Here is a 25,151-nt window from a genome sequence, read left to right as displayed (position 1 = left end):
AATATAAAGTATTACATTATCAATTGCAACAATATTGCATTTAATAATGTAATACTTTTTCGAAAGGATTTTCAAACCTCAATCCTTTTTCATAATTCAGGATTTCTGTATCCATCAGTAAACACGCATTTAATTCCTCCTGTAGGCGGTTTTTATTTAAGTCCTGACCAATAAATACCAACTCATTTAACCGGTCACCAAAGCGCTTGTCCCATCTGGCTTCAATACTTTGACGGTTCTGTTGATAATCTGCATATTGCAATCTTTCGGAAAGTTGCATGGCACTCCACCAGTTCCCGGCATTCTCTATCCTTAAAGAACCACCCGCCTGCGAGAAATTCAATGCCTGATCTGGCATTGCAGCAAGCCAAAACAAACCTTTTGTACGGATAATATTGGATGGAAACTCTGCATTCAGATAGTTCCACAATCTTTCCGGATGAAAAGGTTTAGGGGATCTGAAAACGGTGCTGCTGATTCCATACTCTTCTGTTTCCGGTTGATGAACTGTATTCAGCTCCCTGATCCATCCTGCCCCCTGCGAGGCTTCCTCAAAGTTAAACAGCCCTGTATTCAAAACTTCTTTAAGATCTATTTTACTAAAAACCGCTTCAATCTGCTTTGCAGAGGGGTTTAGTTTAGCAATAACCGCTTTAATCAGCTTCAGGTCTGCCTCTTTTACCAGATCTGTTTTATTTAAAATGATTACATTGGCAAATTCAATCTGATCTGTAAGCAGGTTTACAATGGTCCGCTGGTCTGCCTGATCGCTCGTCCAGTTTCTGTCTTTTAGCAATTCACTTGTCCCGAAGTCCCTTTTAAAGTTAAAACAATCTACTACCGTAACCATGGTGTCCAGTCGGCTGAACTTTCCAAGATCAATGCCCAGTTGCTCATCTGTATAATTAAAGGTCTGGGCTACTGGAACAGGCTCGGAAATACCCGTACTTTCAATAATTAAATAATCAAACCTGTTCTCTTTAGCCAGCTTTTCAACTTCAGCCACCAGGTCTTCTCTAAGGGTACAGCATATACAGCCATTACTCATTTCCACAAGCTTCTCTTCGGTCCTGGAAAGTGTATTCCCGTTCAGAACCAGTCGTGCATCAATATTGATCTCTCCCATATCATTGACAATTAATGCAACTTTTAAATTTTCCTTGTTGTGGAGAATATGGTTTAACAAGGTGGTTTTACCGCTCCCCAGAAATCCACTGAGTACGGTAACTGGTAAAATCTTCTTATCCATAAATGCAATTTAGTTGCAAATATATTGCAATTCATTTACATAATGCAACTAAATTGCATTTATATTTGCCTTATGAAATTTTTAAACAAAACACACAGACTTGATCAATTTGGCATAACCGCTTCCATTGCCTGCGCTGTACATTGCGCTGCACTTCCACTGGTGATTACTTTTCTGCCCCTGCTGGGCCTGGAATTTCTTGCAAACATCTGGGTAGAGATCACCATGATCTGCTTATCTCTGCTCATTGGAACCTATTCTCTTGGCAGTTCTTATCCAAAGCACAAAAGATCCTTACCCATACTTATTCTGGTAACCGGCTTCCTATCAATTGCTATGGGCCATTTTGTTTTTAAAGATTTTGAAGCCATACTCATTCCCGCAGGAGGATTTATCATTGCAGCAGCCCATCTGATGAACTGGAAATACAGCAGGTCCTGTAAACACGGCCATTAAAATAAATGATCCCTGTAGCATTTACTTTACATTAAATTTGATGCCATAAAATTGCATTTACTAAGTTTGTACTGATATTCACCGTAAACAAAAATCACTTATGGTTACCTTAAAAACAGTAGCCCACCGTTACAACAATCTTTCTGAAATCATTTTTGAGAACTGGCAGGTCGACAAAACCCAGCAATGGCTTCTGCTTGGTGAGTCAGGGAGCGGAAAAACAACATTACTTCATATTTTAACCGGGATTTTGAAACCAAGCCGTGGAGAGGTAATTATAAATGAGACTTCTATATATCAACTGGGTGCAAAAAAACTGGATCAGTTCAGGGGACAGCATATTGGCATTATTTTTCAGCGGCCACACCTGATCAAAAGCCTGACCATTACCGAGAACCTGCTGCTTGCCCAAAGTCTGGCCGGTTTACCTTTAAATAGGACCAGAATTCATGAAGTACTGGATTCACTGGATGTAGCCTCTAAAAAGAAAGCTTATCCCAGTGAGCTTAGCCAGGGACAATTACAACGGGTTTCTATTGCCCGCGCGGTCATCAACAAACCTTCTTTACTCATTGCGGATGAACCTACTTCCAGCCTGGATGATAAAAACACAAACGCCGTATTGAACCTTTTGCTGAAACAATCGGAATTAAATGGATCGACCCTTATTGTTGCCACCCATGATAAAAGAGTTAAAGATGCGTTCACCAATACTTACGAATTAAAATGAGTCCTTTAAAAATCAGCTGGAAAAGCATGCGGTCCAAGCCCCTGTCCTCTTTTCTGAATATCATGCTTGTCGCATTTGGTACGGGCATTTTAACCATACTTCTGCTCAGCTCCTCCCAGATCAGCGAAAAACTGAATAAAAATTCAAAAGATATTGATCTTGTTGTCGGTGCAAAAGGCAGTCCTTTGCAACTGATTTTGAGCAGCATTTATTATATTGATTTTCCCACCGGAAACATTCCTTTAAAAGATGCAAAAGAGCTGTCCGCTAACCCATGGGTAAAACGTGCGGTCCCACTGGCTTTGGGAGACAATTACAACGGCATCCGGATTGTGGGCACCGACAGCAACTTTGTCCGCCTTTACGATCTTCGTCTGCAATCCGGTAAATTTTGGGCGCAAGACTTTGAAACCACTATTGGTGCAACCGTAGCCGCTACCCAGCATCTTAAAATAGGAGATCGGTTTTATGGCGCCCATGGATTGACAGGAAGCTCTGATGTACACAAAACACATGCCTACAAGGTTAGCGGAATTCTACAAGCCCAGGGGAATGTGACGGACAATTTGATCCTGACAAACATTTCCAGTGTCTGGAAAATGCATGACCCTGCCGAAGAAAAAGAACATGAACATACAGATAAAAAAGAAGAACATCCGGAAATTCAGGACAAAGAGATCACTTCTTTACTGATCCAATACCGCTCTCCAATGTCGGTTGTAATGTTCCCCCGGATGGTCAATCAATCGACCAATATGCAGGCAGCCTCTCCGGCTATGGAAAGTACCCGGCTGTTTTCACTCATTGGCGTAGGCACAGAAACCTTACAATGGTTTGCTGTATTGATTATGCTGATTGCAGCCATCAGTGTTTTTGTTAACCTCTACAATTCCCTGAAAGAGAAAAAATATGATCTTGCCATTATGCGAACCCTAGGTGCTTCACGCTTCAAATTGTTTCTGATCGTTATTATTGAAGGTCTCTTACTCACATTAGTGGGAACTGTAATTGGTATTGCTTTTGGGCATGCCTGTCTTGGCCTGATTGGTCATTTTCAGGAAAGCAGTCAGGCACGATTGAGCGGGACTATTTTCCTGAAGGATGAAATATATCTATTGATTGCCGGCCTTGGGATTGGTATATTTGCAGCGGTTATCCCTGCTGTGCAGGCCTACAGATCTGACATTTCTAAAATTTTATCAAAAAACTAAAACCAATATTTAACCCTCAAAAAAGATGAAACAATTGATCTTAATGCTGTTTGTTCTTACCGGGTTTGCCGCAAAAGCACAGCATGACCCGAATGACCAGGTCGTTTCCGCAAACTGGGATGTTATTGGCGGTGTCAATTTCAAAATCATAAAAGACAAAGAAATGTATGCTGTCTTTAACCCTGAAATCAAAAAACACGCCAATAAACCATTTGAACTGGAGGGTTACATTGTCCCTATAAAAGATGGCATGAAGCAAACTAAGTTCATGCTTTCAACGTTACCTATAAACCAATGTTATTTTTGTGGTAAGAATGGAGTACCGATTATGGTCATGGTTGAACTGGCAGAGCCGGTTAAGTTTACCTACCAAACCATTACCATAAGGGGGACTTTAAAATTAAGTACGGCCAATGCAATGGACAATCCTCCAATTTCACTGGTTAATGGAAAATCAATATAGATCAGAAGATGAAGATAGACCCGGTAAATATTTTAAAAGACCATAGTCTCAAACACACCAGACAAAGGGTACGTGTGCTGGAAGAGATTGCTATGGATGCTGTTGCAATTTCACAACCTGAGCTCGAAAAAAAATTGGGTAAAGAAATTGACAGGGTGACTTTATACAGAATCCTCAACACTTATGAAGACAAGGGTATTCTCCACCGCGTGATGGACCTCAATGGAACGGCAAACTATGCCATTTGCTCTCCGGCCTGCTCCGAGCACCACCATCATGACGAACATGTACATTTTAATTGCACAAATTGTCAAAAGATTTATTGCCTGGATGTGTTGATACCTGCCATTAAAATGCCAAAGGGTTTTAAAGCCAGCGCCATCAATACAATGGCCTATGGCATCTGCGAAAAGTGCAGTGCAGGAATGAAAGCAGATTAACTATAAAAAAATACCCCTTTTTCCAGGATTAAAAAAATCAGCAGGGAAAAGGGGTATTTTGTATAAAAATTTAAGAACTAGTGACCCGAGTGGCCATCTGCTCCATGAGCGTGACCATGGCTTAATTCTTCTTCAGTAGCCTCACGAACAGAAAGTATTTTACCGGCAAAAATCAGGTTTTTACCTGCCATTGGGTGATTCAGGTCAACAGAAATCGTGTCTTCATGAACTCCTGTAACCCCAGCCCTAAAGTGGTTACCTTGATTGTCCTGCAATGGAATTACATCACCAACATTTGGAAGGTCGACATCTTTAAACATTTCTTTTGGAAGATCTGCATAAGCTCCCGGATCAATTTCACCGTAACCATCGGCTGCAGATAATTCAAAACCATACTCGTCACCAACATTCAGACCTACTAAATGTTCTTCAAACTTTGGCAACATCATACCTACGCCAAATAAAAAAACCAAAGCGTTTTGCTCATCAGCTTTTTCTACAAAAACTTGTTGTCCTTCTTCGTTAGTCGTATGCAATTCATACGTTAAGGAAACTACTGTATTAGGTTTAATACTCATTAGATTCTTTTTTAATTTATTAATTTTATTGCTTCCTCAACTGTAAGTACTGGCAGCTGACATGCTTTATTTCGGCAAATATAGATTTTTGTTTCAATGCTTTGCTTATCTTTTAACAAAGGAAGCTCAGAATTTGTTCCCGCAATTGTAATTTTATTGGGAATATAAAGACGGTTAAGTATCCTGAGCACATCCGAAAAGCCATTTCCAGTTACAGCAATTTCATGAATCCCGAATACTTCATTCAGCAATTGTAAGGCCCAGTTTGAATAAGCAGAACCATAGGTTTTGATCTGCGGGTAAACAGCGGCAAGCATTTCTGATGCTTTGGTCAAATAAGCCTCTTCGTCAAAAAGCAGCCCAAGTACCTGTAAATTCTGCGCCATAGTGGAATTCGATGCAGGTATTACATTATCCATAATTTCATGTTTTCTGGCAATTAAAGCCTCCCCTGTTACAGGTGTATAAAAAAACATCGGTCCCTGAAGATCTTCAAAATGAGTTAATACATAATCTGTTAAACGTTTTGCTTCATTCAGCCACTGCTCATTAAAATCATACTGGTAAAGGGTGGTTAATGCTTCAATAAAAAAGGCATAGTCATCCAAAAATCCGGGTATGGTCGCTTTCCCATTTTTAAAGTTTCGATACAAACCCCCATCAGCAAGCTTTAAGTTTTTCAGTATAAATTCCGCTGCATTTCTTGCCAGCGTATAATAATGTCCGTTTTCAAATACCTTTGCAGCTTCTGCAAGTCCTTTAATGGCCATGGCATTCCAGGCAGTTAGGCATTTGTCGTCCAAGCCTGGTCTTACTCTTTTACTCCTGGCTTCCAGCAGCTTAATTTTAGCCCTTCGGATGCTTTCCTGAAGATCCAGAACTGTAATTCCTTTTGCATCGGCATACTCTCGTTCATCAAATTTTCTCAGCAGAATATTAGTTTGTTCTTCTTCCCAGTTCCCCTGCAGGGTGATGTGGTAATAATCCCATAATAAAGCAGCATCATTTCCCAGCACCTGATCAAATTCTTTTTTATCCCAAACATAAAATTTACCTTCTATGCCTTCGCTGTCCGCGTCAAGGGCAGCATAAAATAAACCTTCCGGCGACCTCATTTCCCTTTCGAGCCAGGAAATGGTTTCCTGCACAACTTCTTTAAATAATGGAACCGGGGAGTATTGGTAAGCTTCAGCGTATAAACCAATTAACTGACCATTGTCATATAACATCTTTTCAAAATGAGGAACATGCCAGTGGTCGTCCACAGCATAGCGGGCAAATCCACCTCCAATAGGATCATAAATTCCGCCCCGTGCCATTTTTTCAAGGGTTAACAGTGCCGCCACATGCGTAGCATCATCTTTCATCAAATTGCTATACCGCAACATAAATTGCCAGTTATTGGGAAGTGGAAATTTTGGTGCACGGTTATACCCTCCTTCTGAAAGGTCCAGATACCGCTTCCAGGGCTCCATAATTTCAGTTAAATCTTTTGTTGAATACTCTTTTTTCTCCAAGTTCGGAAGAATTTTTTCTGCCTGGTGAATGCCATCGGTTAAGCGGTCGGCATATTGTCTGGCCTTTGCCGGTTCATTTAACCACAATCCGGCCACACTGTCCAGCACATTGATCCAATCTTGTTTTTTAAAATAAGTTCCACCATAAATTGGTCTTTGGTCAGGCAGACAAATACAGTTTAAAGGCCAGCCCCCACTTCCTGTCATCAACTGAACAGCAAGCATATAAATCTGATCTATATCCGGCCGTTCTTCACGGTCTACTTTAATACAAACAAAATGGCGGTTCATAACCTCTGCCACTTCATGATCCTCGAAACTTTCGCGTTCCATGACATGACACCAGTGACAAGCCGAATAACCAATGCTAACCAGGATCAGCTTGTTTTCGGTTTTCGCTCTGTTCAGGGCTTCCTCTCCCCACTCATACCAGTTCACCGGGTTATAGGCATGCTGTAATAAATAGGGCGATGAAGCTTTAATGAGATGATTAGGTTCTGAATTCATGGTATAAAGGTAAAAAGATAAGTGCTCTTTTTATCCTTTATTCCGCAAGTCCAGAATAGTTTGTTTATTTTTACAGCGTGCCGCCGATCCCTAAAAAAACAGTTATACCAAGAAAAAAAAGTGTCCCTGCAAAAAAAACGATTACCAGAAAATCTCCTGTAAAAAAGAAAAGCCCGGGGATAGCTTTACATTGGAAATTCAGTATTGCCCTAGTCCTGTTGATTTTACTTTCCCCTCTCTATTATGCTTATGTATTAAAGCTTTTTACCTCCAGCATTCGCTGGGTAAAAGATCTGGGACAGGACCCCAACTACAGAACCTATACCAGTTTTAACATCAAAATCCCCAAAAAGTACAGCATTCATGGCATCGACGTATCTTATTATCAGGGAAAAGTAGACTGGCAAAAGGTAAAAACAATGAAAGAAGATAGTGTCAGCATAAAATTTGCCATTATCAAAGCTACAGAAGGGATTTTAAGTGTAGATCCTTATTTTCAAAGAAACTGGAGGGAAGCCGCCAAAACCGGAATTACCTGCAGTGCCTATCACTTTTTCAGACCACAGAAATCGGGAGAATGGCAGGCCATGTTTTTTATGCAAACTGTTCAATTTGAAAAAGGAGATTTACCTCCTGTGGTAGATGTTGAACAACTGAATGGGGTTTCTCCGGAAAAAATGAGAAAAGAACTCAAAGCATTTATCAAATATGTAGAACACCGAACAAGGGTAAAACCCATTATCTATTCCGGTCTGACATTTTACCTGGACTATTTGAAAGGTTATTTTGACGATTATCCTTTATGGATTGCACATTACCATCAGCCAAAACTAAAAGTAAGTAACCAGACCAAATGGGTTTTCTGGCAGCATTCGGATAAAGCCAGAATTAATGGCATCAACCATGTAGTTGATTTCAATGCTTTCAATGGTGACAGCACTGCCTTTGAGGCCTTAAAGATTAAATAAATACGTATTTTGGTTCTATGAAGAAAAAGCTTGTTGTTTTAACCGGCGCAGGAATAAGTTCAGAAAGCGGATTAAAAACCTTCAGGGACAGCGATGGCCTTTGGGAGGGGTACAATGTTTATGACGTGGCCACACCTGAGGCCTGGCAAAAAGACCCTGTTCTGGTCCAGGGCTTTTACAATGAGCGCCGGAAACAGGTCCTGGAGGCTATACCCAACCGGGCACACCTGGCTTTGGCAGAACTCGAAAAGGATTATCAGGTGCAGATTATCACCCAAAATATAGATGACCTCCATGAAAGAGCTGGCTCAAGTACGGTTATCCATCTTCATGGCATTATCACCCGTTCTCAATCCAGTATTAACCCCCGTTTGACCTATCCGGTGGAAGGAACGGAAATCAAAATGGGCACTTTTTGTAAACTGGGTTCACAACTGCGCCCGCACGTAGTTTGGTTTGGAGAGCCCGTTCCTATGATTGAACAAGCTTCCCGCCTTTGTTCGCAGGCAGACCTGTTTCTTCTTGTGGGCACCTCGCTGGCTGTCTATCCCGCAGCAGGGCTCCTGGATTTTGTACCGGAAAAAGTTGTTAAATACATCGTGGACCCCAAAATTCCGGAAGTTAACAGGTATAAAAACATCGTAAAAATAGAAAGAACAGCTACTGCAGGTATGGATGAATTGCAGCAAATACTTTCTGCTGAGTCAAAAACTAATCTTTAACCAGCCATTTTTCACAGGTTTTTAAGAACTCAGGATCTGCATCTGCACCTATTCCCGCCAGCTCGGGAACATCCAGCAAATAACCGTCATAGCTCAAGCCATTGCTTACCGGATCGACCAAATGTCCCAACAAGCAGGTATCCAGATCAAAGAAAATAACGTTCGGACTGGCCAGGGCAAAATGCAGATTTGCGGTCAATGCGATACGGCTTTCCAGCATACTGCCAATCATACATTTCATGCCCGTCTGAAGGGCAAGTTCATGAATTTTCTGCGCTTCCAGTATGCCACCAGACTTGGAAAATTTAATATTCAGATAATCACAAGATTGGCTATTGATCAGCTTACGGGCATCGTGATGGTTGTAACAACTTTCATCAGCCATCAGTTTAACCGGAGAATTCAATTTTAATTCAGGCAAACGGTCATCGTACCAGGTCCGCATGGGTTGCTCGCAAAATTCAATATTGTATTTTTCGAGCGCCCCCAACGCCAGTAAAGCATCATCAAAACTCCAGCCCTGATTGGCGTCCAGTCTTAAAGTCAACTCCTCACCTACAGCCTTTCTGATCTGCGCAACCCGTTCTATATCTTCATGTACCTTTTTACCTAATTTGATCTTGAGGATATTACAACCTTGCTGCTGATATTTAAGGGCAGAAAGGGCCATATTTTCAGGGCTGTCAATTCCGATGGTCATGTCGGTTTCAATTCTTCTTTTTTGCCCTCCAAGAAACCGGTAAAGAGGTAAATTTGCTTTTTTGGCAGAAATATCAAAAAGTGCCATATCAAATGCACTCTTAATGGTGCTGTTGTGCGCAGCATATCCCAGCAGATCATTCATCCTTGCGGGTATATCCAGGGGATCTTTTCCAATCCAGATTTTTGCAAAATCCCTTGCCATCGACAGACAAGTCTCCTGGGTCTCTCCAACAATCATCGGAAATGCTGAACATTCCCCCACTCCATATATTCCCTGGTCGGTATAAATTTTTAAAAATACATTCTGCGCAAAATGCATGGTGCCGGTCGCAATAACAAAGGGCTCCATCGGAATGCTGAAACGATAAATCTCTATGTAAGTAATTTTCATCTGCTGGTTGATCATGAACTGAAGTAAAAATATGGGATTTTATGGGCAGAAAAAAACCCTGCATCTAAATATTCACAGATGCAGGGCCCTAAAAAATATAAAATACTACTTACTCAGCTCCGCAAAATACTTATGGAATAAAGGAAGGGTCTCTATACCTTTATAATAATTATAAATGTCATACTTTTCATTCGGCGAATGCAGGGCATCGCTGTCCAGGCCAAAGCCAAACAAAACAGATTTGATTCCCAGGACATTCTCAAACAGTGCCACAATCGGAATACTTCCCCCACCCCTTGTAGGAATAGGTTTTTTACCAAATGAATCTAAAATGGCCTGCTCCGCTGCACGATAAGCAATACTGTCTGTCGGTGTTACCACAGGCTCGCCACCATGATGCGCTGTTACTTTTACTTTCACATAATCAGGGGCAAGGCTTTCAAAGTGTTTCGCAAAGATTTCTGAAATTTCATCAGAGCTCTGATTTGGAACCAGACGCATAGAAATTTTAGCATTTGCTTTAGAAGGCAATACGGTTTTTGCGCCTTCACCTATATAACCGCTCCAGATGCCGTTCACCTCCAAAGTTGGTCTTGTACCTGTTCTTTCCAGCGTAGAATAACCCTTTTCTCCCCATTCAGCACCAATGTTCAGGTCCTTTTTATATTCATCAAGATCAAATGGTGCAGAATTCAATGCCTTTTTTTCTTCGTCGCTGAGTTCTACTACCTTATCATAAAAAGCAGGAATGGTAATGTGATTGTTTTCATCATGCAATGAAGCAATCAGTTTGCAGAGAATCGTTGCAGGATTGGCTACGGCCCCACCATAAACACCTGAATGCAGGTCTCTATTTGGACCCACCACTTCAACCTCCATATAAGCCAAACCACGTAAACCCGTTTCTATGGAAGGGTTTTCCATACTGATCATTGAAGTATCAGATATCAGTACAACATCCGCCTTTAAACGTTCTGCATTCGCTTTAACAAAGATCCCAAGATTTGCAGAACCAACTTCTTCCTCCCCCTCAATCATAAATTTAATATTGCAGCTCAGGGTTCCGGTTTTCATCATCAGTTCAAATGCTTTAACATGCATATAAAACTGTCCTTTATCATCACAGGCCCCTCTTGCATAAATTTTTCCGTCCCGCACTGTAGGTTCAAAAGGTGGAGTTTCCCATAATTCTATAGGATCAGCCGGCTGCACATCGTAATGACCATAGATTAAAACCGTAGGAAGTTTTTCATCAACAATCTTTTCACCATAGACAATCGGATAACCTGCAGTCTGACATATTTCTACCTGATCTGCACCAGCAGCCTTAAGTTTTTCGGCAACAAATTCAGCGGTTTTCAGGACATCCCCTTTATACTTCGGATCGGCACTAACCGATGGAAAACGCAATAATTCAAACAGTTCGTCCAAAAAACGTTGTTTGTTTTCTTCTACATATTTTTTGATCTCTTGCATAACAAATGATTTTGGGCAAATATATAGTTTTTGATTCTTTTCATATTAGCTCCTTATGTTGTATATTTGTATCCTAAGTAAAATTCATGGGATTTCTCGGCCCGATCCAGCCATTTTAAGGCAGCTGTCCGGAGCTATTCACAAGACAGTACAATAAAAGTAGTAAATTCTATGTTTTAACACCATAGATCGGAGACCTTCACCAGGTTCAGAAATTTAACTACAAGGGTCAAAAGAATGATCATTAGCCAATTTTTAAACAAAGAATAATTTATACCGCGTCATTTTATAACTTCGCAGGACAAAAACACTATCGATTTTGGATTATTTAGCAGGATTAAACCCACAGCAAAGAGCAGCAGTAGAAAATACAGAGGGACCAGCCATGATTGTAGCAGGGGCCGGTTCAGGAAAAACACGGGTGATCACCTACCGTGTAGCCCATCTCATTGAGAAAGGCGTTGATGCATTTAATATTCTTGTACTGACCTTTACCAACAAAGCTTCAAAAGATATGCGTGAGCGAATTATGAAGGTTGTCGGCGATGAAGCAAAAAACATCTGGATGGGTACTTTTCACTCTGTTTTTGCAAAAATATTAAGGGTTGAAGCTGAAAAAATTGGTTATCCGTCTAATTTCACCATATACGATACAGATGACAGTAAAAGCCTGATCAGGGCCATTTTGAGAGAAATGCAACTGGATGACAAATTATACAATGCAAATTTTGTTTACAACCGGATTTCCTCTGCAAAAAATAACCTGGTTTCTCATACAGAATACCTGGAAAACAAAGAAATTCAGGCAGAAGACAGCAGCAATAAACGCCCCTTACTTGGTGTGATCTACGAGACCTACGCCAAACGCTGTTTTAAAGCAGGTGCCATGGACTTTGATGACTTGTTGTTTAAAACCAATATTCTATTAAAAAATCATCCGGATGTTTTAAATAAATACCAGCAGAAATTCAGGTACCTGATGGTTGATGAGTACCAGGATACCAACTTTTCGCAATATACTATTGTGAAAAAACTGGCTGCCGCCTACCAGAACATCTGCGTGGTGGGTGACGATGCACAAAGTATCTATGCATTCAGGGGCGCAAACATCCAGAATATTTTAAATTTCGAACGTGATTACCCTGAGCTTCAGGTTTATAAACTAGAGCAAAACTACCGCTCTACACAGAATATCGTTGAAGTTGCAAACAGCATTATTGCAAACAACAAAAATCAGCTGGAAAAAAATGTATTTTCGGATAATGAATCCGGCTCCAGAATCCGGGTGCAGCGTGCCTTCACGGATAATGAGGAAGGAAAAATTGTTGCAGAGGCCATTGTTCAGGATAGGACTTCAAATGGTCTTCATTATAATGATTTTGCCATTTTGTACCGTACCAATGCCCAGTCCAGGGCTATGGAAGAGTCTTTAAGAAAATTAAATATCCCTTATAAGATTTATGGAGGGCTGTCCTTCTACCAGCGCAAAGAGATCAAAGACCTTATTGCCTATTTTCGCTTAACTTTTAACCCAAGTGATGAAGAAGCTATAAAAAGGGTCATCAATTATCCTAAAAGGGGTTTGGGTGATACGACTGTAGAGAAGATCATTGTTGCAGCAGACAAATACAACATCACCATGTGGGATGTGATTTGCAACCCTTCCCAATATATAGAGGGTCGTATTGCCGGACAGCTGAATGACTTTGCCTTGCTGATCCAGAGCTTTATGGCTGAAGCAAAAAAACTGGATGCTTATGAAACAGCATTATACATTGCCCAGCACTCCGGAATTTTAAAAGAACTCCATACAGACGACAGTATAGAGGGGCGCAGCAGGTATGAAAACATCCAGGAATTGCTAAACGGGATCAAAGAGTTTGCTGAACGTGAAGATATTGAAGACCGCAGCCTTGCTATTTTTATGCAGGACATTGCTTTGTTGACAAATGACGACAGGCAGGATGATAAAGATAAAGACACCGTTTCCCTGATGACCATACACTCCTCAAAAGGACTGGAATTCAAGAATGTATTTATAGTTGGACTGGAAGAGAATCTTTTTCCTTCCCAGATGTCGGTGAACTCCCGTTCAGATCTGGAAGAAGAAAGAAGACTGTTTTATGTTGCAGTAACCAGGGCAGAAAAAAAGCTTAGCCTTAGTTATGCAACTTCAAGGTATCGCTGGGGTACTTTAACCAATTGCGAGCCCAGTCGTTTCATCAGTGAGATTAATGCCAGATACCTTGAAATTGAGGTTGCAAAACCAACAAAAAGCCTCCTTTCCGAAGATGGTTTTAATGAAGAAAGGAGAACATGGACACAGCAGAGAGAATTTGCCGCTAAGCCCAAAATGTCATCCGGACCTGCTGCAGGCAGCCCGGCGGCACCCAGACCAAAAACAACAACGATGCTTCCAAAAGCGCATGTGCCAAGCCCAGGTTTTGCACCTGATCCGGCAAACGCTTTTCAAACAGGCATGGATGTGGAACATGAAAAATTTGGTTTTGGAAAAATTGTGAACCTGGAAGGTAGTTTGCCGGATGTGAAAGCAACCGTTTTCTTTCAGGGGCTGGGTAATAAGCAGTTATTGCTAAAATTTGCTAAATTGCGAATTGTTAAATAAGTATTAAATTACAGGCTTTGTCTATATTTGCACAGCTTAATTTCATATATTAAACACATACACTGGCCCGATCTTTCTTTATCGATAGCGCCAATAGAAAAATAAGAAAATGAATTTCGATTATAATACCACCCGAAACGAATTGATTCTGGCCGAATATGGTCGTAATGTACAAAACATGGTAAAGTACATCTGCGAACTGGAAGACCGGGAAGAACGCAATAAATATGCCCAGGCTGTTATTGACCTCATGGGCTTTTTGAATCCTCATCTGCGGGATGTGGCCGATTTCAAACATAAATTATGGGACCATCTTCATATTATTTCAGGATATAAAATTGATGTTGACAGCCCTTACCCTAAGCCTACTCCTGAGGCTGCCCTGGTTAAGCCTAAACATATAGGTTACCCGCAACAAAAAATCAGGTATAAACACTATGGAAAAACCGTTGAAGTTCTGATAGAAAGAGCAAAATCTATTGAAGAACCGGAGCGCAAAGCTTCTATGGTCCAAGGCATTGCCAACTTTATGAAGATGGCTTATGTGACCTGGAACAAAGATAATGTTGCAGATGAAACCATTTTAAAAAATTTGACTGAGCTTTCAGGTGGCCAACTCCAACTGGAAGAAAATGTAAATTTAAATAAAGTAGAGTTTAAACCTGTGATCAACAGACCTGCCAACAACAGAGGCAGAAACAACAACAATGGAAAAGGCAGGCAAAACAACAATAACCGCCAGCAACGCAATAACAACCCGAAACAAAGACATTAATACCACATTAGACAGAAACAGAGTATATGAACGCATTTGAAATTATAGGTGGTAAGAAACTTAAAGGCGAAATTCAGCCTCAAGGTGCTAAAAACGAAGCTTTACAAATTTTATCCGCTGTTTTATTAACAGAAAAAAAGGTCACCATCAGTAACATTCCGGACATTAAAGACGTGAATAAACTGATAGAATTGTTAGGTGACCTGGGGGTCATTGTAGAACGTCTCTCTAAAGACACCTACACCTTTGAGGCTAAAAACATTAATCTGGATTATTTTCAATCGGATGTTTTCAAGGCCAAAGGTGGCGGCCTAAGGGGCTCCATTATGATTGTAGGACCTCTTCTTGCCCGATTTGGCAAAGCAGCTATACCAAAACCAGGGGGTGATAAAATCGGCCGCCGGAGATTGGATACTCATTTTCTGGGTTTTGAAAAACTAGGGGCCAAATTTATTTACGATCCAAAAAAAGAGTTTTTTAATGTTGATGCGACCGATTTAAAAGGAGCCTACATTTTACTTGATGAAGCTTCGGTAACCGGAACAGCAAATATTGTGATGACCGCTGTATTGGCCAAGGGAACAACGACCATTTATAATGCAGCCTGCGAACCGTATTTACAGCAATTGTGTAAAATGCTGAACCGGATGGGCGCTAAAATATCGGGTATAGGCTCTAATTTACTGACCATAGAGGGGGTAAGCAAACTGGAAGGAACCGAGCACAGAATGCTCCCGGATATGATTGAAATAGGTTCTTTCATTGGTCTGGCGGCAATGACTGAATCGGAGATTACCATCAAAAATGTTTGTTACAACGAATTGGGGATTATTCCGGAGGTTTTCAGGAAACTGGGAATCAAGTTCGAATTAAAGGGAGATGATATTTACATCCCTTCACAAAAGCATTACGTAATTGAGTCATTTATAGACGGTTCTATGCTGACCATTGCAGATTCCCCTTGGCCAGGATTTACACCTGACCTGTTGAGTATTGTATTGGTGGTGGCAACACAGGCCAGAGGTTCCATTCTGGTGCATCAGAAAATGTTTGAAAGCAGGCTGTTTTTTGTGGATAAACTGATTGACATGGGTGCCCAGATTATTCTTTGTGATCCGCACCGTGCCACAGTTAATGGCATCGACAAGAAATATAAATTAAGGGGAATCAGCATGACTTCTCCGGATATTCGTGCGGGTGTGTCCTTGTTAATTGCAGCCCTCTCTGCCGAAGGAACCTCCACCATTTATAATATTGAACAAATAGAACGTGGTTATCAGGACATTGATGTTCGCTTAAGAGCCTTAGGCGCACAAATTAAAAGGGTCGAAGGTAATGGCCCAAGTCACTAAATAAAAAAAAGCCCTTTTTAAGGGCTTTTTTTTATTTCTAAAACATCAGCAGGCTAACCTGAAATCGCATTAATAATGTCATATTGAGTGATGATCTCAATTTTTCCCTGCTCATCTTCCACCAATACAGCACTATTTTCTTTGTTTATCAGGGCAGAAATCCGGTCAATCGAAGTATTCATATCGACAAAAGGAAAAGTAGCACTCATAATTTCACTTACTGGGGCCGATTTCAGAGAAGGATTTTCCAATAAAGCTTTTAAAATATCTCCCTCCGCTAATTTACCAACCACCATTCCCTTCTGTGTAACAGGAATCTGAGAAATATTTAAAGTATTCATGTTGTTAATCGCTTCCAGAATTGTCTTTTCGCAATCAATTGTTACAATATCTGTTTGCTCTTTTTTAGCCAGAATGGCACGCGCGGTTAACTTCTCATCCTGCAAAAATCCGCGTTCCCGCAACCAGTCTTCATTATACATTTTCCCCATATAACGGCTTCCATGGTCATGAAAAATTACAACAACCACATCCTCCGGTTTCAGCCAGTCTTTAAGCTGTAACAGTCCGGCGATTGCCGAACCGGCAGAGTTTCCAACAAAAATCCCTTCTTTTCTGGCAATATCCCTGGTCATTAATGCGGCATCTTTATCTGTTACCTTTTCAAAAAGGTCAATAACATCAAAATCAACATTCTTCGGTAAAAAATCTTCACCTATACCTTCAGTGATATAAGGATAAATCTCATTTTTGTCAAGGATACCTGTTTCTTTATATTTTTTAAATACAGAACCATAAGTATCAATACCCCAAACCTTTATATTAGGATTTTTTTCTTTCAGGTATTTACCAGTACCTGAAATTGTACCCCCTGTACCTACTCCCACAACAAGGTGGGTAATTTTTCCCTCCGTTTGTTCCCAGATTTCAGGGCCGGTTTGCTCGTAATGCGCCAATGAATTGGCCAGGTTATCATATTGATTGGGTTTCCAGGAATTGGGCACCTCTTTTTCCAAACGGGAAGAAACTGAATAATAGGATCTGGGATCCTCAGGCTCTACATTGGTCGGGCAAACAATTACTTCCGCCCCAAATGCACGCAGGGCATCGACTTTTTCTTTCGACTGTTTATCTGTTGTTGTAAATATGCACTTATATCCTTTGATAATCGCAGCCATTGCCAATCCCATACCAGTATTCCCTGATGTCCCTTCAATAATGGTTCCGCCTGGTTTGAGTTTACCACTTTTTTCCGCTTCTTCGATCATTTTGATCGCCATACGGTCCTTTATCGAATTTCCCGGATTGGTCGACTCTACTTTAGCCAGCACAGTTGCTTCAATTTCTTTGGTAATGTTATTGAGCTTAACCAGCGGCGTATTGCCAATTGTTTCTAAAATATTGTTGTACCACATGATACAAAAGTACAAATTGACTATTAGAATTCTATTTATAAATAAAAATTTGAAATTTTATTTTTATAATTTTAAAAAAATCAAATATAATTTTATACTACTACACCAATAGACTTACAGACATTTATTTTTATAGGTGAACCCAAATATCCTACGTTTTGAGTAACTTATAAATCTTACCAGGCAAGGACATTAAGAATCCCTTCATTTCCAGATTTAACAAAACAATAGCGAGTTGACTTTGAACAATACCTGATTTGAAGGCAATTTCATCCACTCCCATACTCATATCCTCCAATAGATGGACAACCTTCAATTCCTCTGCGCATAATTGTGCTGTCTTAAACAGACCGGCAGAAGAATTCTCCTCTTTTACCTTTGCCCTCTCCCAGCCCAAATGGTCAATCAAATCTATAGGGTCACTAATTAATGCAGCTTTATTGGCCTTAATCAGGTAATTGCAACCTTGTGAAAATTCATCTGTAGACCGGCCAGGAAAAGCAAAAACATCTTTAAAATAAGAACCCGCCAGGTCCGCAGTAATCAGGGCCCCACCTTTCAAAGCAGCCTCCACAACAATAGTTGCATCAGAAATACCAGCAATAATCCTGTTCCTTTTTGGAAAATTTGACTGATCAAGTACCGAATTGACAGGAAACTCTGTAAGTAAGCCTCCACAAGATATCATCTCCAAAGCAGTTGTTTTATGAACAGGAGGATACAACCTGTCAAAACCATGTCCCAATACACCTATAGTTGGGATGTGGTGATTCAAGCTTTCTTTATGTGCAGTAATGTCAATTCCATAAGCCAGGCCACTGACAATAACTACATCATAAGGCTCCAGATGTTCTGCCAATTGCCTGCACAGCATCCTGCCGTAGGGCGTCGCTTTACGGGTTCCAACGATACTGATGATCCGTTTATGATTCAGGTTTGCATTGCCCTTATAATACAGAACTACAGGAGCGTCCGAGCACTCTCTTAACCGTTTAGGGTAATTTTCATCAGAAAAAAAGAGCAGCCTGGTATCCGATCCTTTTAAAAGTTCCAATTGTTTTTCGGCCTCTTGCAATGCAGCCGCAAAATGGACAGCAATTGCTCCGGGAAGCCTCAGGCCCGGCAACTGGCGCAAAGATCCACCCTCCGCAGCAAATATAGCTTCCGCAGATCCATAATGATCTAAAAGTTGTCTGGCTGTAACCGGTCCCACCCCCTTAATAAAAGTAAGGGCAATCTGATGTAATAAACTCATAGACCAACTTCGTTCAATCTATAACAAAAATTGTAACTTTATTTCAAACCAACTGACTATCAATCGCTTTAAATAAAACACAACTAAAGTTTAAGCAAATAACCACATCTGACAAACGATGACCGGGCTGAAAAAGTAAAAAATACAAGGCGTTTTATTGACTCTGAGGTCGATTCAAAAATTTGATTTTAAAAAAAACACTTAAAACCAGTCAAGGTTCATTTTACTGGGGGATATAAACGACATATTTCGTTTCAAAAAAATCTTCCTCAAAATATTCAGAAAGCGGATACAATTCTGCTTTTAATTTGGATTCCGCTATTTCTTCTTTTAAATCTCCGCCTTTTAAATAAAGGATACCATTAGGAAGAGCGTTTTTAGATTCTTTATTGAACTTTCCTTTTACCCAGGGATAAAAATCAATCAGCCTGGTTACAGCCCTGGAAACTACAAAATCGTACTTACCATCTGCCTGTTCTGCCCGCAAATGGCTCGCCTTAACATTTTTAAGCTCTAAAGCAGCCGCAACTTCACTCACTACTTTTATTTTTTTTCCAATAGAATCGACCAGGTGAAACTGGGTTTCCGGAAACATAATTGCTAAGGGAATTCCTGGAAAACCACCTCCCGTTCCTACGTCCAAAACCCGCTCAGCAGGCTTAAACGCACAAAATTTGGCAATGCCGAGAGAATGCAGGATGTGCCTTTCATACAATTCATCAATATCTTTTCTGGAAATCACATTAATTTGCGCATTCCAAAAACTATACAGATTGTATAACTGATCAAACTGGGCAATCTGTACCGGAGTCAGATTTTTAAAATATTTTTGAATTAATGTTGATTTTATTTCCACTGGACTTTTTTAACAAATATAGACAGAATGCCATTAAAGACTAGAAAAATGAACAATAGAATGTCCAAAAACGGAAAAAACCAAACCAGCCCCGGATAGCTTAGCCGTCTGAGTAATTTAGGATAAACAAAACAACGGATGAGAATGCTCAGTACAAATAAACCCACTGCAGGGTAAAGCAATGTTTTCGAAAAACAGGCTGAAATTAATGCCATATAGAACAGAAACTGGATAATAATCTGGAAAGAGAGGACAAACTTATGTTTTCCTTTGTACAACTTTCCAGCTCCAAAATGTCTCTTTTTTTGTCTCAAATAAGCCCCCCAGCTTAGTTTCGGGCTGGTCCAGACATGGGTATCGGGATGGATCCGGATGGCCGTATTTCTTCGGTTCGCGTGCGCATTTACAAATAAATCATCGTCTCCCGAGGGAATATGCATATGTGCCGCAAAGCCTTTATTTCTAAAAAAAAGAGATTTTTTATAAGCCATATTTCTGCCAACTCCCATGTAAGGCATTCCTTTGAGCGCAAAGGACAGGTAGTTTACAGCCGTAAAAAAAGTTTCAAACCGAATTAATGCATTTAATAAACCGCCTCTTTTTAAATAAGGTGAATAACCCAAAATGATCTCTTTATGATCTTCAGGGGGCTGTTGCATCCCCAATAACCAATTGGAAGAGTTGGGGTAGCAATCTGCATCTGTAAAAACCAACCAGTCGTGGGCCGCTGCTTTAATGCCCATGGTTACGGCAAATTTTTTCCCTGCAATAAACTTAGTCCCTTCGGTTACCGTAACAACTTTAAGTTTTTTACATTGACCAGCATATTCCTCTAAAAATTCATGAGTACCATCCCAGGACCTGTCATTTACAACAACCACTTCAAAATCAGGGTAATTCTGAGCTAAAACAACCGGTAAATATTGCTTTAGGTTTTCTATTTCATTTCTTGCACAGATGATCACACTCAGGGGCCTGGCACCGGCCGGGACAATTTCTTCTATAGGGGTACGGGCCAGTCTAAGGTGCACAAACAAGGTAAAATAAAGCTGCGCCAAAAAACAAAAAAACAACAGGCCACTCAGGCAAATCTCTAAAAACGTTAATTCCACAATGTATTTCTAAATTGCCAAATTTCTGATTTTTAATCTGTAATGCACGGTTATGTTGATAAAAAATTTAGCCGATTAATAGCGCGTTTTTTCCTATTTTTGCCAAGATTTTTTGAGGAGCATCCAGATATATGAAATTTACCCTAGAAGCCAAAGATACACAGTCTAAAGCGAGAGCCGGAACGGTTACCACTGCACACGGAGAGATACAAACCCCTATTTTCATGCCCGTGGGCACAGCAGGAACTGTAAAAGCAGTACACCAGCGTGAATTAAAAAATGACATTGATGCCAAAATCATCTTAGGAAATACTTATCATTTATACCTGCGTCCAGGATTGGACACCTTAGAACGGGCAGGTGGTCTGCACCAATTTATTGGATGGGACCGTCCAATTTTAACAGATAGTGGAGGCTATCAGGTCTATTCTTTAAGTAAAGTTCGTAAAATTAAAGAAGAAGGGGTGACCTTCCGGTCCCACATAGACGGCTCCAAACACTTGTTTACACCCGAATATGCTATGGATATCCAACGTACCATTGGAGCGGATATTATTATGGCTTTTGACGAGTGTACCCCTTACCCTTGTGACTATAAGTATGCGGCGGCCTCCATTAACATGACCCATCGCTGGTTGAAACGCTGTTGTACACGTTTCGACACCACCGAACCTAAATATGGCTTTGACCAAACCCTGTTTCCCATTGTCCAAGGTTCTGTTTACAAAGATCTCAGGATCAAGTCTGCCGAATTTATTGCCTCGATGGAAAGAGAAGGCAATGCCATCGGTGGGTTATCGGTAGGTGAACCTGCAGAAGAAATGTATGCAATGACCGAAGTGGTATGTGATATCCTGCCTTCAGACAAACCTCGTTATCTGATGGGCGTTGGAACACCAGTTAATATCCTGGAAAACATCGCTTTAGGCGTAGACATGTTCGATTGTGTGATGCCGACCAGAAATGCGAGAAATGGAATGCTCTTTACAAAAAACGGTATTATTAATATAGGAAATAAAAAATGGGCAAATGATTTTTCCCCAATTGAAGCCGATAGTGATCTTTTTGCGGACAAAGTTTACACCAAAGCCTATTTAAGACACCTAATGCACTCCAAAGAGATTCTTGGCGCTCAGATTGCAACCCTGCACAACCTCCATTTCTATTTATGGCTGGTTAAACAAGCAAGGGAAAAAATCGTAAGCGGAGAATTTACAGCCTGGAAAAACAAAATGGTGACTATCTTAGGGAATAAGTTGTAAATGAAATTTCTCAGAAGCAGGTTCAAAATAATTGACTGGTATATCATCAGTAAATACCTGGGTACCTTTATTTATACCCTAACGGTATTTATAGTGATCATCATTATCTTCGATTTATCGGAGAAACTCGATGATTTCCTTGGAAATCACCTCAGTCTGGTGCAAATTTTCACCTTGTACTACGCGGGCTCCATACCTTTCTATGTTAACATGCTCTCTCCGCTGATTAATTTTATCGCGGTTATATTTTTCACGGCAAAAATGGCTGACCAAACTGAAATTGTACCAGTTTTAAGTGGAGGGGTAAGCTTTAACCGCTTTCTACGTCCTTATTTCATGTCTGCCTTTATTATTTTTTCGGCCAATCTGTTGTCTAACTTGTTCATTCTTCCATATACAAATCAGATCAAAAACAATTTTGAGAATGTTTATATGAAGAAGAATGACCCTTCCAGCAAACAAAATATACATATGAAGCTGGATGACAATACTTATATCTATATAGAATCCTTTGACAACAAGACCAAATCGGGCCTTCGTTTTATGCTTGATAACTTTAAAGGCGATGTGCTCAATAAAAAACTAATGGCTGATGAAATCAAGTGGGATTCCGTAAAACGATCCTGGAAATTAACCAATTACACCGTAAGGAATATCCAGGGGCTTAAAGAAAACTTTATCAGCGGAGCAGGAAAAACAAAGGATACTATATTGGACATGAGACCTGATGATTTCTCCGTATACGACAACATATTTGAAAACCTCAGCAACAAGGACCTTTCTGATAAGATCAGGAAAGAGAAAACAAGAGGCTCTGGAATCATGAATGATTTGCTTTTTGAACAATATAAGCGTTATTTGCAGCCTCTTTCTGCTTTTGTCCTTACTTTAATAGGTGTTGCACTTTCCTCCCGAAAAGTACGGGGAGGAGTCGGATTATCACTTGGAATTGGCATTTTCCTTAGTTTCTCTTATATCGTTGTAGACAGGTTTGCAAAAATGTTTTCCCTTAAAGGAGGCATCCCTCCTCTTTTAGCGGTACTTATGCCCACCATATTTTTTGGGATATTAGGCCTGTACCTGTTAAGAAAAGCACCAAAATAACATGACCGGAAGCACCGACACGAAAAACCTGGCTATTCTTCATTTCACTGTATTCATATGGGGTTTTACAGGCATTTTGGGTGCCTTAATTTCTATTAATGCAGTAGAAATGGTCTGGTACCGTGTCCTGATTGCCTCTGTCACCTTGTTTATTTATTTTCGAATAACCGGCACAAGCCTGAAAGTAAGCAAAAAGCAATTTTTACAATTCTTTTTTACCGGCAGCATTGTGGCCCTTCACTGGATCCTTTTTTTTCATGCCATTAAAGTATCCACAGTTTCTGTAACACTGGTATGCCTCTCCTCTTTTACACTTTTTACAGCCGTCCTGGAGCCGCTAATCAAGAGGCAAGCCATACAAAAGGGTGATGTTTTTATCGGTTTAGTGATTATTCTTGGCATTTACCTCATTTTTAAATTTGAAACAAAGTACACTTTAGGAATCATTTTAGGCCTTTCGGCAGCAATAGCATCCAGCATTTTCAGCATCATCAATTCCACATTAGTTCAAAAAACCGAAGCAAAAATCATTGGTTTTTACGAAATCGGAGGTGCTTTTTTTTGGATAACCATCTATCGTTTACTCGATAAAAGCCTGCTTACCGAGCGTCTTAACCTTCCTTTTAGTGACTGGATTTACCTATTCATACTCGGTACGATTTGTACGGCTTTAGCCTATGTTGCAGGTGTCTCTGTCATGAGATCTTTATCTGCATTCCGGGTTGCCCTGATTACCAATCTTGAGCCCGTATATGGCATAATTCTGGCCTTTATTTTCTTTGGTAATAAGGAGACCATGACACCCGGATTTTACATTGGTGCCTGCTTGATCCTGGCTGCAGTATTCCTGTATCCCATCTATAAAAAGAGAAAAAACCAGTTCTAAAAACACCTCTTCCAGTACCCCGCCCCAGCCAGCTTTCCACTGCTGACCCTGGAGTTCAAGGCCGCTGTTCAACCCCTTTTTCCTTTTAAAAAACAGTTCCTAAAAAGTAACGGAAGCGCTTCTAAAACACAAAAAAATAGTCTTAATTCTGAGTTCAAAAGAGGCTAAAATCTGGCCCGGACCGATACCCAAATCCAGACAAAAAGACGTTATACACCACTCTTATCACCACCTTCAAAAAAGCCATTTCAGCACTTTTAAAACACCAAACAGCAGCTCTAATTCCAAGCTCAAAAGGAGCTAAAATCTAGCCCGGACCGATACCCAAATCCAGGTAAAAAGACCTTATACACGACCATCATTTTCACCCTCAGAAAAGCAATTTCAGCACTTCTAAAACACCCCCAAAAACAGTTCTATCCCTAAAAAAAAGACTTAAAAATACGCTCCGAATGAATGTCTAAACTCCAACAAAACAACCATACACGCCCCTCTTATCTGCTTCAAAAAAACTAAAAACAGCGCCCAAATTCAAGCAAAAAAAAGGGTTCAAAGCGGCCCTTATTCTTTGCGTTTTCGTTGAAATCAGCTCTTAAAACAGGCCAAAAAACACCAGAATCACAGACCTAAAACCCATAGAAAAAGACCATACAACTTCTAATTTGAACCCTAAAAACCCACAATAACCTGCGTTTAAAACAAGCAAAAACTCCATTATTTTCAGCAAAAAAACCTCAAAAATCAGCGTAAAAAACTCCATAAAAAAACAGAAAAATCGACATAAATACCATGATATTCTTTATGATTTTTTGCAAAAAAACACCTAAAAAATTCCAATTTACGGCAACCAAAAGGGGTAGGGGACAGGATATTTTCGCATACAAAACTCCCGGACGTCGCCTAAATTTTGTTTTATTTTACAACATAAATAGTGTACCTTAAACGCCGAAAACAATGGAGATAAAGCATTGCTGTAAAAAAGGCCCCAACCAGGCCTTTTTAAGAGATAAAAAACAAACAAACAGCATAAAAACTCAAATAAAATAAATATCATAAAAAATTAAAAAACAATAATTTACATCAATTAAATAAATTTTA

At 40.2% G+C, this 25,151-nt stretch carries 22 protein-coding genes; 13 read left to right on the top strand and 9 right to left on the bottom strand.

From position 1 onward, the window contains the following. Nucleotides 1-40 precede the first annotated feature (40 nt). Nucleotides 41-1,249, bottom strand: a complete 1,209-nt coding sequence (locus B0O44_RS23915) for a GTP-binding protein (protein ID WP_110834623.1) — start codon at nucleotides 1,247-1,249, stop codon at nucleotides 41-43. 72 nt (nucleotides 1,250-1,321) lie between these two features. On the opposite strand from B0O44_RS23915, the gene B0O44_RS23910 reads away from it, so the two are divergent. The 5 genes from B0O44_RS23910 (at nucleotide 1,322) to B0O44_RS23890 (ending at nucleotide 4,549) form a co-directional block, all read left to right on the top strand. Continuing rightward, a complete protein-coding gene (locus B0O44_RS23910) occupies nucleotides 1,322-1,705 on the top strand; it encodes a MerC domain-containing protein (protein WP_110834622.1) in 384 nt (127 codons plus the stop codon). A 100-nt stretch (nucleotides 1,706-1,805) separates the two neighbouring features. Continuing rightward, nucleotides 1,806-2,435 carry an ABC transporter ATP-binding protein gene (locus B0O44_RS23905; protein WP_110834621.1) on the top strand — a complete coding sequence of 210 codons (630 nt, stop codon included), beginning with the start codon at nucleotides 1,806-1,808 and terminating at the stop codon, nucleotides 2,433-2,435. Continuing rightward, the gene (locus B0O44_RS23900; protein WP_110834620.1) at nucleotides 2,432-3,646 is read left to right on the top strand and encodes an ABC transporter permease; all 1,215 of its coding nucleotides are present in this window, start codon (nucleotides 2,432-2,434) and stop codon (nucleotides 3,644-3,646) included. The genes B0O44_RS23905 and B0O44_RS23900 overlap by 4 nt, the downstream gene beginning before the upstream one ends. Before the next feature lie 25 nt (nucleotides 3,647-3,671). Then, the gene (locus B0O44_RS23895; RefSeq protein WP_110834619.1) at nucleotides 3,672-4,109 is read left to right on the top strand and encodes a hypothetical protein; all 438 of its coding nucleotides are present in this window, start codon (nucleotides 3,672-3,674) and stop codon (nucleotides 4,107-4,109) included. A gap of 8 nt (nucleotides 4,110-4,117) precedes the next feature. Then, nucleotides 4,118-4,549 carry a Fur family transcriptional regulator gene (locus B0O44_RS23890; RefSeq protein ID WP_110834618.1) on the top strand — a complete coding sequence of 144 codons (432 nt, stop codon included), beginning with the start codon at nucleotides 4,118-4,120 and terminating at the stop codon, nucleotides 4,547-4,549. Between the two features lie 77 nt (nucleotides 4,550-4,626). Here the strand turns inward: B0O44_RS23890 and B0O44_RS23885 are convergent, their stop codons facing one another. Both B0O44_RS23885 and B0O44_RS23880 read right to left on the bottom strand, forming a co-directional pair. Further along, the gene (locus B0O44_RS23885) at nucleotides 4,627-5,127 is read right to left on the bottom strand and encodes an FKBP-type peptidyl-prolyl cis-trans isomerase (protein WP_110834617.1); all 501 of its coding nucleotides are present in this window, start codon (nucleotides 5,125-5,127) and stop codon (nucleotides 4,627-4,629) included. An 11-nt stretch (nucleotides 5,128-5,138) separates the two neighbouring features. Further along, the gene (locus B0O44_RS23880; protein WP_110834616.1) at nucleotides 5,139-7,151 is read right to left on the bottom strand and encodes a thioredoxin domain-containing protein; all 2,013 of its coding nucleotides are present in this window, start codon (nucleotides 7,149-7,151) and stop codon (nucleotides 5,139-5,141) included. Nucleotides 7,152-7,228: 77 nt separating this feature from the next. Here B0O44_RS23880 and B0O44_RS23875 point away from each other — a divergent pair, with 77 nt between their 5' ends. Continuing rightward, the gene (locus tag B0O44_RS23875; RefSeq protein ID WP_110834615.1) at nucleotides 7,229-8,119 is read left to right on the top strand and encodes a glycoside hydrolase family 25 protein; all 891 of its coding nucleotides are present in this window, start codon (nucleotides 7,229-7,231) and stop codon (nucleotides 8,117-8,119) included. 17 nt (nucleotides 8,120-8,136) lie between these two features. Further along, nucleotides 8,137-8,841, top strand: coding sequence for an SIR2 family NAD-dependent protein deacylase (locus B0O44_RS23870; protein ID WP_110834614.1), 705 nt, complete (start codon nucleotides 8,137-8,139; stop codon nucleotides 8,839-8,841). Here the strand turns inward: B0O44_RS23870 and B0O44_RS23865 are convergent. Beyond that, nucleotides 8,831-9,934 (bottom strand): mandelate racemase/muconate lactonizing enzyme family protein, encoded by a 1,104-nt coding sequence (locus B0O44_RS23865; protein ID WP_110834673.1) that lies wholly within the window; start codon nucleotides 9,932-9,934, stop codon nucleotides 8,831-8,833. The two genes, B0O44_RS23870 and B0O44_RS23865, sit on opposite strands and share 11 nt — an antisense overlap. A gap of 105 nt (nucleotides 9,935-10,039) precedes the next feature. Continuing rightward, nucleotides 10,040-11,410 carry a dipeptidase gene (locus B0O44_RS23860; RefSeq protein WP_110834613.1) on the bottom strand — a complete coding sequence of 457 codons (1,371 nt, stop codon included), beginning with the start codon at nucleotides 11,408-11,410 and terminating at the stop codon, nucleotides 10,040-10,042. A gap of 319 nt (nucleotides 11,411-11,729) precedes the next feature. Between B0O44_RS23860 and B0O44_RS23855 the strand changes: the two genes are divergently transcribed. From B0O44_RS23855 to murA, 3 genes are all read left to right on the top strand, one after another. Next, nucleotides 11,730-14,036 carry an ATP-dependent helicase gene (locus B0O44_RS23855; protein ID WP_110834612.1) on the top strand — a complete coding sequence of 769 codons (2,307 nt, stop codon included), beginning with the start codon at nucleotides 11,730-11,732 and terminating at the stop codon, nucleotides 14,034-14,036. A gap of 109 nt (nucleotides 14,037-14,145) precedes the next feature. Further along, the gene (locus B0O44_RS23850; protein ID WP_110834611.1) at nucleotides 14,146-14,811 is read left to right on the top strand and encodes a DUF4290 domain-containing protein; all 666 of its coding nucleotides are present in this window, start codon (nucleotides 14,146-14,148) and stop codon (nucleotides 14,809-14,811) included. A gap of 26 nt (nucleotides 14,812-14,837) precedes the next feature. Continuing rightward, nucleotides 14,838-16,163: a UDP-N-acetylglucosamine 1-carboxyvinyltransferase gene (gene murA, locus B0O44_RS23845; RefSeq protein WP_110834610.1), complete on the top strand. Its 1,326-nt coding sequence runs from the start codon at nucleotides 14,838-14,840 to the stop codon at nucleotides 16,161-16,163. Between the two features lie 53 nt (nucleotides 16,164-16,216). On the opposite strand, the gene B0O44_RS23840 is transcribed toward murA, so the two are convergent. The 4 genes from B0O44_RS23840 to B0O44_RS23825 form a co-directional block, all read right to left on the bottom strand. After that, on the bottom strand, nucleotides 16,217-17,578 hold the full coding sequence (locus B0O44_RS23840; RefSeq protein ID WP_110834609.1) for a pyridoxal-phosphate dependent enzyme: 1,362 nt from the start codon (nucleotides 17,576-17,578) through the stop codon (nucleotides 16,217-16,219). A 151-nt stretch (nucleotides 17,579-17,729) separates the two neighbouring features. Next, nucleotides 17,730-18,833 (bottom strand): DNA-processing protein DprA, encoded by a 1,104-nt coding sequence (gene dprA / locus B0O44_RS23835; RefSeq protein WP_110834608.1) that lies wholly within the window; start codon nucleotides 18,831-18,833, stop codon nucleotides 17,730-17,732. Nucleotides 18,834-19,056: 223 nt separating this feature from the next. Then, the gene (gene rsmG, locus B0O44_RS23830; RefSeq protein WP_110834607.1) at nucleotides 19,057-19,689 is read right to left on the bottom strand and encodes a 16S rRNA (guanine(527)-N(7))-methyltransferase RsmG; all 633 of its coding nucleotides are present in this window, start codon (nucleotides 19,687-19,689) and stop codon (nucleotides 19,057-19,059) included. Further along, nucleotides 19,680-20,801: a glycosyltransferase gene (locus tag B0O44_RS23825; RefSeq protein WP_245943788.1), complete on the bottom strand. Its 1,122-nt coding sequence runs from the start codon at nucleotides 20,799-20,801 to the stop codon at nucleotides 19,680-19,682. Before B0O44_RS23825 ends, rsmG begins: the two co-directional genes overlap by 10 nt. A gap of 131 nt (nucleotides 20,802-20,932) precedes the next feature. On the opposite strand from B0O44_RS23825, the gene tgt reads away from it, so the two are divergent. From tgt to B0O44_RS23810, 3 genes are read left to right on the top strand one after another with little or no spacing between them, the layout of a single operon-like run. Then, a complete protein-coding gene (gene tgt, locus B0O44_RS23820) occupies nucleotides 20,933-22,063 on the top strand; it encodes a tRNA guanosine(34) transglycosylase Tgt (RefSeq protein WP_110834605.1) in 1,131 nt (376 codons plus the stop codon). Continuing rightward, entirely contained in the window at nucleotides 22,064-23,167 is a 1,104-nt protein-coding gene (locus B0O44_RS23815) for an LptF/LptG family permease (RefSeq protein ID WP_110834604.1), read from the top strand. 1 nt (nucleotide 23,168) lies between these two features. After that, a complete protein-coding gene (locus B0O44_RS23810; protein WP_110834603.1) occupies nucleotides 23,169-24,053 on the top strand; it encodes a DMT family transporter in 885 nt (294 codons plus the stop codon). Nucleotides 24,054-25,151 lie beyond the last annotated feature (1,098 nt).

The sequence above is a fragment of the Pedobacter nutrimenti genome, assembly GCF_003208655.1.
Taxonomy (GTDB): domain Bacteria; phylum Bacteroidota; class Bacteroidia; order Sphingobacteriales; family Sphingobacteriaceae; genus Pedobacter; species Pedobacter nutrimenti.
The sequence above is the reverse complement of the archived record's forward strand: the minus strand, read 5'-3'. Positions and strand labels throughout refer to the sequence as shown.